The sequence below is a fragment of the Saccharothrix sp. NRRL B-16314 genome, from assembly GCF_000716595.1.
In the GTDB taxonomy this organism is placed as follows: Bacteria; Actinomycetota; Actinomycetes; order Mycobacteriales; family Pseudonocardiaceae; genus Actinosynnema.
Map to the genome: position 1 here is coordinate 287,273 of NZ_JNXC01000006.1, position 11,503 is coordinate 298,775.

Genomic DNA, 11,503 nt, shown 5'->3' on the forward strand with positions numbered 1-11,503 from the left:
CTCCTCGGGGAGTTCAGCGGCAGGTGACTGCGGAGTACGGCACGGAGACCTGGGCCGTGACGGGCCGGCCGTCGACGGTGCCGGTGGCCTTCACCGTCGCCGTCCCGGCGGGAACGGCCGACAGGCGGCTGTTGAACGCCTGGTACGCGGACTTGCCGGGCACCACGTTGGACACCGTGCGCGACCCGTACGGCGTGGCGAGTTCCACGGTGAGCGGCACGTCGTCGTCGTTTCGAGCGGTGACCGACACGTAGGCGTTGACGCCGATGCACTGCGAGCGGGCCCGGACGTCGACGTCCCAAGTCGGGCCGCCGTCGCCGACGACCAGCGTCAGCGTGGTCCGCGAGGTGCCGGACTCGCCGACGTAGTCGGGCAGGACGAGGTCGCCGTCGACGACGTACCGACCCGGCGCGTCCACGACGGCGGGGTCGAAGGCCCACCGGACGCCCACGGCCTGGTTGTCGCGGGAGCCGTCGTTGTAGGAGACCTCCACCTTGTCCGGCAGGTGCGGCAGTTGCCCCACGTCGACGGTCCGCTCGAAGGACTCGGCGCTCTGCACGGTGATGCCGTCCGGTCCCATGTCGGGCCGCACGTACACGCGCGCCTCGGCGATCAGCCCGTACGCATCGTTGGTGCCGTAGACGGTGAACGGGTCGGCGTTGGGCTCGGCGACCATCTCCTGGGTGATCGGCTGCCACACGAAGGCGACCTTGCCAGGGGCGCCGCTCGCGTAGACCCCGTCCAGCTCGGCGGGCAGCGTGGGCACCTGTCCCACCGTGGTGCGGACGAGGACCGGCGACCGCACAGACTCGACGGTCTCGCCGTTGGCCCGCCACCGCAGCACACCCGTGCCCGCGCCCTCGCCTTGGACGCCCCAGATGCGCACGCGCAGGTGACTGGTCGTGACCGGCTCGAAGGTGAAGCGGTTGTAGGTGTCGGTCGCGAGGCCTCCGGCGTAGGTGGAGCCGTCCTCCAACGTGACCGGCGTCCACGTGGTGCCGTCGTTCGAGGACTCGATGGCGTACGTGGTGGCCGTCGGCCTGCGGGTGCCGCCGCCGTCGTCGTACCAGTAGAGGTCGGTCGAGGACAGCCGCACCGGCGACGTCCACCGGTACTGGATCGACGCCTCCCGTTCGGGGCTGGTGCCGTTGCGGGTCTGACCCCAGGTGCCCCAGCCGTTGCCCGCGCCGGGACTGGAGTTCGCCGGGGTGGTGCTCTCCTTGACCCGCTCGTGGTTCTCCCACGACGCGGTGCCGCTGGTGGTGACCGCGGCGGACCCACCGAACTCGGCGGTGACGTCCTTCTCGGCGAGGGTCACCGCGACGGTGGCCTCCCGCCGCTCGACGCCGTCGTCGGCGAAGAGCCGGAACACGTAGTCGCCGGCGACCGTGCCGGTGACCCGGGTGGCGAGCGCTCCCGCGTCGGCGAAGATGACGCCCGCGTCCGCCGGCTTGGACACGGTCTCCCAGCCGTAGGTCAGCTCGCTGTCGTAGGGCACGCCGTCGTCGGCGGCCGTGCCGACCAGCCGGGTGGACAGGTTGCCGTCCGCCGAGGCGTCCCGCGCGGCGGTGACCACCGGCGCCTGGTTGGCGGCGTCCGGCACCTCCCGACCCGAGTCGAACACCTGGATCTCGGAGATCGCGGTGAAGTGCGTCGGGGCGTTGGTGAACGCGACGCGCACCTTGTCCGACGTGACGGTGTCGAACAGCGCCTCGTTGAACTTCGCCGCGGGCAGCGCCGGGTTCTTGAACTGGTCCGGCACCGCGCGCCAGCCGCCGTTGCCGTCGGGGACCTGCACCCACCAGCGGGCGGGTTCGTGGTAGCCGCCTTCCTGGCGGTCGCTGACGAACGTCACCTTGACGTTGTCGAACGACTTGGCGGACCCGAGGTCGAGCTCGACGTGGCCGTTCTTCCCGGTGGTGCCGTGGTTGCCCCAGTAGGGCTCGTTGACGGTGTTGCCGTCGGTCACGGCCGCCAGGGAGACCGGCTTCTCCAGTTCCTTGGTCGCACCGGGGGTGTGGTTGATCGTCGACGTGCTCCAGCCCGGCGTGTGGAACTGCCGCCAAGGCGCGGGCCGCGCGCCCTGCTGGGTGTGGGAGCTGCTCAGCGCGGCACCCGTGGCCAGGTTCGGCGCGTCCTCCGTGAGGTCGATGCCCGCGGTCTTGAGGTACTCGACGACCCGGTCGTCCTGGATGTCGGTGTCCACCGCGGTCGGGAAGTCGGCCCCGGTGGGCGCGGTGAACGTGACGGTCACGCCGTCCTCGGCGACGACCTCGTTGGTGCCGGGGTCGTAGGTGAGCTTGCCGAGCCGGTCGGTGCTGACCTTCTTCTCCCCGTTGAGGAACAGGCTGTAACCCGCACCCAGGCCGTACTCGGTGCCGTCCGGGTCCCAGACCACGGTGACGTCCTGCCCGTGGTAGCGCAGGTTGTTCACCATGAAGTGGCCGTAGCCGAAATCGAGCGGCCACAGCTCGATCCTGTCGTCGGACCGCGGCTGGAGGCCCGCCACGTCCTCGACGAAGATGTAGTTCATGTTGCCGAGCATCACGTGGTACGGGTTGTTGCGGTTGTAGGTCTTCGTGGTCGCGTTCCAGCTCGAGTAGTACTCGGCCTGGTTGGCCACCCGCGCGTCACCGCCCGGGTAGGTGCTCCACGCCATCCAGTCCAGCAGGCGCTTGGCGTAGGCCGGGTCGAGGTACTTGCCCTGCGGGTCGTAGTGGCGCAGCGCCGACCGGACACCGCGGTACTGCACCGTGAAGTTGATGTTCGAGAAGTTGTTGGAGCCGCCGATCCCGTAGGCCGCGCGGTCGTACTGGTCGGCGGTGTAGAACGGGAAGATCGGGAAGTTGTCCCCGTAGGTCAGGAACCGGAACCCGTCGACGTAGGTCTCCCGCTGGTCGGACGGGATGAGGTTCTCGGCGTAGATGTCGTAGAGGTTCGACTCCTTCGCCGGGATCAGGTCCCGCTCCGACTCGGGCAGCGGGTTCGGGCGGCCGTTGGAACTCGCCGCCGACGTGGCGCCGTGCGAGGTGCCCACCAGGAACATCCGCGTGTCCGGGCTCCACAGGCGGTCGAGGATCGCGTCCCGCACGCCGTCCGCGGCGGCGCCCACCCGGTCGATCTCCGCCTGGTCCGCGCCCGCGATCCCGTAGAGCTCGCGTGCGGCGTCGAGCGCGCCCCACACGTACGCGGACTCCGGACGCTCGATCGTCCGCGCACCCGGCGCGCCCGCGTCGGTCTTGGGGTAGCCGAACGTGATCGCGTCGGAGTCGTTGCCCGGCATGTAGTTCGAGTCGTACGCGATGAGGTTGTCGTCGTTGCCGTCGTAGTGCTCCAGCTGACCGGTGCCGTCGCCCTCGAAGTAGCGGGCGAACCGGTCGGCGATCGCCGTGCCGCCGCCGTGCACGTTGTACGCCTCAAGACCCGCGGTGCCGAGGTACTGCGAGTAGTGGTTGTTCCAGGACGTGTGGCCGGGGCTGTCCAGGAACGCCGACGAGCCGGACAGCTCGCCGATGTTGAGGATCTGCCCGTACGGCAGGTACGGCGTGCGCAGCCACTTGGTGTCCTGCAAGTGCATGGGCTGGGTCAGCGCGATCGAGTTCTGGTAGAGGTGCGAACCCTCGATCGTGGTCGGGTACTGGTAGACGTACCCGGGCGTGTTGGCGTCCAGGACGTTGTGCCGCTCGCCCCACCAGCGGTAGACGATGGCCTTCTCCAGCGCGGGATCGGGGACGTCGATGTAGGGGACGTCCTGCGCCCAGCGGCGGTTGAAGTCGGTGATGCCATCGCGCACCGCGGTCGCCGGGTCCGTCGCCGCGTACCGCCGGTAGCTCTCGACGGTCTCCGGCAGCGTGGCCGAGGAGACCGCGCCGACCAGCGACAACGAGACCGTGCCGCCCGCCGGCACGGTGACCTGGCGGTCGAGGTCGGCCCCGCTGCGGGTGAAGTCCGCGCCGCTCAGGCTGATCTGCACGGTGTCCCAGGCCGTGTCCACCAGGCCGTTGTTGGCGCCGCTGGTGATCGTCCGGGTGCCGGTGACCTCGTTCGCCGCCGCGCCGGGCTGGGTCGCCAGTGGCGAGGCCGCGCGGACCGTGAACGTCGCGGGCGCGCCGCCGGGGTTGGTGAAGGAGATCGCGGTGACCGCGACGTTGTCGTGGGTGATGAACTTGGTCGTGTCGGCGGTGACACCCGTGGTGCCGACGGTGTAGCGGGACTTGGCGTGGCTCGGCGCGTTGAACCGGTTCGCGGTGACCTCGGTGACGGCCTGCCCGGGAACCGTGACGGTGTAGAGGTTCCCGAGGTTGTCCGGCCCGCCGACGAACGCGCTGCCCGCGAATCCCATGACCGCGAAGTTGTTGTTGTCCACCCCGCGCATGTAGAGCGACCGGCCGCGGGTCATCAGGATGGGGGTGCCGAGCGTGCCGCCGACACCGAGGACGCGGTCGAGGTAGTAGTCCGTGCCACCGGCCGCGAGGTCTTCGTCGAAGATGGACTGGTGCAGGTTCCCCGCGGTGAACGGCACACCCGGCGCCAGCTTCCGCTCGACCTCGGCGACGTTGCTGTAGACCGGGTCGCCGATGTCCATCGCGTGGTTCCGCCCGTCGGTGTAGACCCCGACGTCGCCCTCGTTGCCCGGTAGGACGTGGCCGTCGGCGTGCGCGGGCACACCGGCGGCACCTCCCATGACCAGTGCGGTCAGGACCGCCCAGACGGGCGCCTTCCGCACGCGACTGCGTTCCATGGCGCTTCCTTAGGTTCGGTGATCGGGGGAAAGTCGGCGTGGCCGAAAACGTTTCGAGGGTGTTCGGGGCGCGCCGGATCACCCCGGGCGCTCCGGCCCGGGGTCCACACTGGGATCACGCGTTCAGCGCGACCGGGCCACCCCGGTCGACTCGCGCAGCACCAAGCGGCACGGCTGGCGGACGACACCCCGCGAGGGGTTGCCGTCCAGCGCCGCGAAGAGGTGCCCGACGGCTGCCGCGCCGAGGCGTTCCAGGTTGACGTCCACAGTGGTCAGGGAAGGCCGGCTCTCGGCCGCGAACGCCTCCCAGTTGTCGTAGCCGACCACGGCGATGTCGTCGGGGATCTCCCGGCCGAGCTCGCGCAGGGCTTCGGTGACCCCGTAGGCGATCTGGTCGCTGCCGCAGAAGATGGCGTCCACGTCGGGGTGCGCGGCCAGCAGGCTGACCACACCCTGCCTGCCCCACCGCTGGGACCACTGCCCGAACCGCGAGCCGCCCACCAGCGGCAGCCCGGCCTCGTCCAACGCCTGCTCGAACGCGGTCGCCCGGTCCTGCGCCGCCCGGTAGGACGGGTCGCCGCTGAGGTGCGCGATCCGGCGCCTGCCCAGCGAGATCAGGTGTTCGGCGGCCAGGCGTGCGCCGCCCGCGTCGTCGGCGAGGATCGACACGTCGTCCGGGTCGTCGGACTCGCAGTAGACGTAGACCACCGGCACCGGGATCTCCTCCGACAGCGAGGGCCGGACCTCGTTGCCGTCACCCAGCACGATGAAGCCGTCCACCCGCCGGGCGATCAACGCCCGGATGTAGTGCCTGCGCCGGATCGCGTCACCGCGCGCGTCGCACAGCAGGACGCTCATCTCCTCGCTGCCCAGGGCGTTCTCCGCGCCGAGCAGGACCGGGATGGCGAACCGGGCGACCATCAGCTCGTCGGTCAGCAGGCCGACCGTGCGGGTCTGCCCGGAGATCAGCCCCTGCGCCAAGGCGTTCGGCTGGAAGGACAGCTCCTCGGCCGCCTTCAGCACTCGCTCACGGGTGAGCGCGGCCACCTCGGCTCGGGCGTTGAGCGCCTTCGAGGCCGTCGAGAGGGACACACCCGCCAGGTTCGCCACGTCGGCGAGCGTGGCGTTCGCGCGCTGTCGAGCCACCGCCGTCCCTTCCTGAAACCCTTTTCGGAGAGCTTGCGCTCACACTGTTCCACCGGCCGCTGTCGATCACACCGCGGGCAGCCAGATCCGCATGGTCGACGGCCCTCGGTTCGCCCACTCGTGGTAGGGCACCAGCGGCACGTCCTCGAACTCGTCCGTGCCGACCGACGCCGGTTCGCCCCGGTACGGCCACCCCGGCTCCGGGGGGACCACCCGCGTGCAGCGCACGACGACCCGCCCGTCGACCACGCGCGGCGGCACCGCCGGGTCGACGCGCAGGTGGTCGACCGTGTCGAGGCCGGGCACGTCCACGGACTCCACCGCGAGCACCAGCGGACCCCGTTCCACCGCCACGCACCCGCGCACCGCGTCGATCCTCGGGTCGGGGTGGGTGAACCGCGGCTGCATCGGCAGGCGCAGCACGACCTCGTCGCCACACCGCCACGACCGCCGCTCGGCGACCGTGCCGGGACCGACCGGCCGCGTCGTCCCGCCCACGGTGAGCGTCGCGCCGTCCGACGCCCAGCCGGGAACGCGCAGCGACAGCGTCCACGGGCGGTCGTCGTCGCTGTCGACGCGCACCCTGACCTCCCCGTCGGCGGGATACTCCGTGGTCACGACCAGTCGGACGCTCCGGCCGTCCGGCAGGTCCTGCCCGACGGTGCCCGCGGCGTACTGGTGCAGCTGGACGCCGTCGTCGTCCGACGTGGCCACGTAGGCCGCCAGGCCGGCCAGTGTGCGGGCGAGGTTCGTCGGGCAGCAGGAGACCTCGAACCACGGTGCCCGCAGCGACGACGAGGCCCGCGGGCTCGGCTCGTCCCCGGCGGGGACCGCGCCGAGCTCCCGGCGGTGCAGGGTGTTGGTGTAGAAGAACGACCGCCCGTCAGCGGACGGCGCGGTCGAGACCACGTTGAACAGCGTCCGCTCGATGAGGTCGGCGTACGCGGGGTCGCCCTCGGCCAGCAGCAGCCGCCAGGCGAGCATCACCGAGCCGATGCCCGCGCACGTCTCGGAGTAGGCGCGGTCCGGCGGCAGCGCGAAGTCCTCCGCGAACGCCTCGTCCTGGTGCCGCGCCCCCATGCCGCCGGTGATGTACGTGCGCGTTGCCACCGTGTGCCGCCACTGCCGGGCGACCGCGGCGAGCAGCACGTCGTCACCGGTCTCGTCGGCCAGGTCCACCTGGCCCGCAGCCAGGTAGACCGCCCGCACGGCGTGGCCGCGGAAGACGCGCGCCTCGCGCACCGGGACGTCGTCCTGGAAGTACTCGCGGCCGAACTCGATCTCGTCGAGCACCCGGTGACCGCGGCGTTCGACGAACAGCCGGGCCTGCTCCAGGTACCGCCGCTCGCCGGTGACCCGGTACAGCTCCACCAGGGCGGACTCGATCTCCGGGTGCCCGTCGACGGTAACCCTCCCGGCCGGCCCGAAAACCTCGCACACCAGGTCGGACGCCCGGCGCGCGACCCGCACCAGCAGGTCGTCGGGGTGGCCGGTGCGGGCGCGGGCGACGGCGGCCTGGACGAGGTGCCCGACGCAGTACAGCTCGTGCCCCATCTCCAGGTCCGACCACCGCGCGCCCTGGCCGGGCCGGCCGAACCGGGTGCTGAGGTAGCCGTCGGGTTCCTGCGCGGCGGCGACCCGCTCCACCACCGCGTGGAACCTGGCCTCCAGCGCCGGGTCGGGTGCCCGGTCCAGCTCCCAGGCCATCGCCTCCAGCAGCTTGTAGACCTCGCTGTCGGAGAACTCCCGGCCGTGCCGGTCGGCGGGCAGCCTGCCCTCGCGGGCCGCGTCGAAGTTGCCCAGCCACCCGGTCCGCTCGACCCAGTGCTCGACGTGCGGCAGGACCGCCCGCCGGTTGAGGTCCTGGAACTCGCCCCAGTGCCCGCCGGTGAGCCGCACGTCCCGGGTGCCGAGCGGTTTCAGGCGCGCGCGGCTCGGGACCACCGGGCGGCCCGCGGCCAGGGCGTCGTGCGCAGGTCCCTCGCAGAGGGGAACCGTTTCAGAAGTCATCATCAGCCTTTGAGCGCGCCGGACATGAACCCGCGGACGTACTGCCGCTGGAGGACGAGGAACAGGAAGACGCAGGGCACCGCGAGCACGACCACGCCCGCTTCGGTGGCGCCGTAGTCGATGACGCCCATGACCTGCTGGCGGAGGTTGGCGACGGCCAGCGGCAGCGGCACCTTGTCCGAATCGCTGATCAGCACGAGCGGCGTGATGAAGTCGTTCCACGCCGCCAGGAACGCGAACAGGCCGACCGTGACCAGCCCCGGCCGGACGGCGGGCAGGAGCACGCGGCGCAGGGCCGTGAAGGTGCCGCAGCCGTCGACGAACGCGGCCTCCTCCAACTCCTTGGGCACCGACTCGAACGAGATGCGCATCATGAACGTGGCGAACGGCAGCTGGAACATCGTCAGCACCAGCGCCAGTCCGACCAGCGAGTTCTGCAGGCCCAGGTCGTTGAGCAGCACGTACAGCGGGATGAGCAGGGTGGCGTAGGGGACCATGAGGATCGCCAGCGTCACCAGGAACAGCAGGTTCTTGCCGGGGAACTCGAACCGCGCGAACGCGTAGCCGCCCAGCAGCGCGGTCGTGACGGTGAAGACGACCGTGAGCCCGGAGACGATCACGCTGTTGAGCAGGTACTGCCCGATCCCGGCCTGGTAGTCCACGAGCGTGCCGTAGTTCGCGAAGCCCCAGCCGTCGGTCTGCGCCGTGCCCGCCTGCGGTGCGACGGACGCGACCGCCGTCCACACCATCGGGAACAGGAACAGCAGCGCCAGGGCGCCGGTCAGGACGTAGTAGGGCGTGCGCACGACCAGGCCCGCGAGTGAGGTGCCCCTGCCGTCGCGCGTGCGTCGGACGGGACGGGTGTCGAGTGTGGTCGCCATGTCAGCCGTCCCTCCCGCGCAGCCAGCGGAACTGACCGAGGTTGAGCACCAGCAGCGCCACCAGCACGATGATCGAGAGCGCGGCGGCGAGCCCGAGGTCGTTGCCGCCCTGGAACGCGGCGTTGTAGATCAGCTGGACGATCGTCATGGTGCCGTTGTCCGGTCCGCCCTTGGTGAGGATGTAGAACTGGTCGAACGCCAGCAGCGACCCGGTGACGCACAGGATCGTGCACATCGCCAGCGACGGCCGCAGCAGCGGGAGGGTGATCCTGGTGAACCGCTGCACGCGGTTGCAGCCGTCCAGCTCGGCGGCCTCGTAGACGTCGGCGGAGATGCCCTGGAGCGCCACCAGGAGCAGCAGCATGTAGAAGCCCGTGAAGCGCCAGACGATCAGGCCGACCGTGGACCACAGCGCGGCGTCGGGCGTGCCGAGGAACGACACCTGGCCGGCACCGGGCAGCACGTCCCCGAACGGACCGCTCTGCGGCGAGTACAGCGCGTAGAACAGCAGCGACGCCGAGGCCAGCCCCAGCGCGCTCGGCACCAGGACGGCCGTGCGCAGGAAACCCGACCACCGCGTCGACTCCTGCACCAGCAACGCCACGCCCAGGGAGAGCGCGATCAGGATGGCGGTCGTGATCACCGTGTACTTGACGGTGAACCAGACCGCGGGCCAGAACAGCCGCAGGTCGACGGCGTCGGCGAAGTTGTCCGGGAAGTTGACCCCGCGGTCGCCCGCGAACAGGCCCCAGTCCGAGACCGACATCCGGCCGACGAGCAGGACGGGCACGGCGAAGAACAGGGTGACGAACAGCGCGGTCGGCGCGGCGTAGGCCCAGCCGGCCAGGCGTCGGCGGTTACCGGTGCGCTTGCGCGGTGGCGCCGGTGCTGCTTCGTCCGGTGGACGGGTGGGTGCGCGTTTGAGGGAGGTGGTCATCGCATCCTCGACTCTGGGGGACGACGGGGAGGGGCGCCTGCCGGACAGGCGCCGCGTGCGCGGCCTACCGGCCCAGGTGCCAGGTCGCGGCCTACCGGGATAGGCGCCAGGTCGCGGCCTACCGGGACGCGCGCCGGGTGCGCGGCCTACCGCGCCAGGTCACGGCCTACCAGCGCATGTGCAAGGTCGGCCTACCGGCCCAGGCGCCGGGTGCGCGGCCTACCGGGCCAGGGCCTCCGTGACCGCGGCGCTGTCCTCCGCCAGGCTGTCCTTGCCCTGGAACACCTGGTTGCGCAGCAGCGTCACCCAAGGGCTGCCCGCCGCGTTGAACGCCTGCTGGAAGTTCACCGCCACCGGCGTCCGGCTGGTCGGAGCCGCGGCGACCTGGTTGAGCGCCAGCAGCCGGGGGTCCTTGCGGGTGTGCTCGTTGTCGGCGAGGTCGGACCGGGCGACCGTGCTGTTGTTGGCCGCAAGGACGCCGACCTGCGCCTCCTCGGACATCAGCCAGGACAGGAAGTTCCACGCCTGCCCGGCTTTCCGGGAGTCCTTCGAGATGCCGATGCCGTCGCCGCCGACGAAGGTCGAGCCGCCGCCGTCGACACCGGGGATGGGCGCCACGCCGACGTCGACGGTCTTGTCGGCCGTCGCCAGCAGGGTCGCCGGGTACGGCATGACGCCGATCTTGCCCTGCTGGAAGGCCGCCACCCAGCTGGCGCCGGTCTCCTCCCGACTGGCCGGGTCGACCGCGCCCGAGGCCCACAGGTCGCGCCACGTGCTGTAGACCTGCTTGGCCGAGTCGCTGTCCAGTCCGCTCTTCGTGCCGCCGTCGGGCAGCGGGTCGTCACCGGAGGCCCACATCGTGGGGAACCACGTGAAAACGTTGCAGCCGCCGCAGTTCCCGCCGAAGGAGGTGCCGTGGACGCCGTCCTTCTTCAACGCCTGCACGGCTTTGGCGTGCGCGGCGAACTCCGCCAGCGTCGTCGGCCCCTTCTCCGGGTCGAGCCCGGCTTCCTGGTAGAGGGCCTTGTTCCAGAACATCGCCGACAGGTCGAGCACGAACGGCAGGACGTGCCGCTTGTCCTCGTGGGTGCCCGCGTCGAGGTGCCCCTGGTTGATCTTGTCGGCGAACGGCAGCTGCCCGATCTGCGCGCTGATGTCGGTGAACAGCCCGGCCTCCACCCAGTTCGGGGCGTAGACGATGTCGGCCGCGAACAGGTCGGGCAGGTCACCGCTGCCCGCGGCGGCGCCGACCCGGGAGACGTAGTCGTCGTTGGGGGTGATGGTCAACTCGACCTTGTTCTTGTGCGTCTTGTTGTACGCCTCCACCAACAGGTTGGCCTGGAACTCCAGCGGAGCCCGGGTCCAGAGGGTCAGCGTGGTGCCGTCGTCCACCCCCTCGATCCCGCCGGCCGAGACGTCGGTGGCGGAGCCGCTGTCCGAGCCGCCGCAGGCGGTGAGCGCGGCCGTGGTGGCGACGGCCAGCACGGCAGCGGCGAGACGTCGGCACCGGCCGCGCGTTCGCGTCCTGGTCATGGGTTGCTCTCCTGGTGTGTCGACTGCCCGGGAACTTCCGAAAACCTTTTCGAAGACGGGGCGTGGGCACCCACGTAAGGCTCATCCGTGGTTGTCCGACTGACGTGCGTTCAACGGGCTGTGCAGGGCCGATATAGCCGCCGGGCCACCGAAAGGTGCTCCCGAAAAGGCTTTCAAAAGGTAACTCCAGTCACACGCAAGGTCAAGCCCTGTCTCTTATACACATCTCCGAGCCCACGAGACCTCTCTACATCT

Annotated in this window: 6 protein-coding genes; all 6 read right to left on the minus strand. The window is 70.9% G+C overall.

Features of this window, described 5'->3' with window-relative positions; genetic code table 11:
• Positions 1-13: 13 nt before the first annotated feature.
• Complete coding sequence (locus OQ02_RS13495; RefSeq protein ID WP_197043316.1) at positions 14-4,741, minus strand: galactose-binding domain-containing protein; 4,728 nt, start codon at positions 4,739-4,741, stop codon at positions 14-16.
• 123 nt (positions 4,742-4,864) lie between these two features.
• Positions 4,865-5,887, minus strand: coding sequence for a LacI family DNA-binding transcriptional regulator (locus OQ02_RS13500; protein WP_033438689.1), 1,023 nt, complete (start codon positions 5,885-5,887; stop codon positions 4,865-4,867).
• Positions 5,888-5,953: 66 nt separating this feature from the next.
• A complete protein-coding gene (locus tag OQ02_RS13505; RefSeq protein WP_051772250.1) occupies positions 5,954-7,897 on the minus strand; it encodes a glycoside hydrolase family 127 protein in 1,944 nt (647 codons plus the stop codon).
• A 2-nt stretch (positions 7,898-7,899) separates the two neighbouring features.
• On the minus strand, positions 7,900-8,778 hold the full coding sequence (locus OQ02_RS13510; RefSeq protein ID WP_081915589.1) for a carbohydrate ABC transporter permease: 879 nt from the start codon (positions 8,776-8,778) through the stop codon (positions 7,900-7,902).
• A gap of 1 nt (position 8,779) precedes the next feature.
• The gene (locus tag OQ02_RS13515; protein ID WP_033438690.1) at positions 8,780-9,715 is read right to left on the minus strand and encodes a carbohydrate ABC transporter permease; all 936 of its coding nucleotides are present in this window, start codon (positions 9,713-9,715) and stop codon (positions 8,780-8,782) included.
• 219 nt (positions 9,716-9,934) lie between these two features.
• Positions 9,935-11,248: an ABC transporter substrate-binding protein gene (locus tag OQ02_RS13520; RefSeq protein ID WP_033438691.1), complete on the minus strand. Its 1,314-nt coding sequence runs from the start codon at positions 11,246-11,248 to the stop codon at positions 9,935-9,937.
• Between the last annotated feature and the right edge of the window lie 255 nt (positions 11,249-11,503).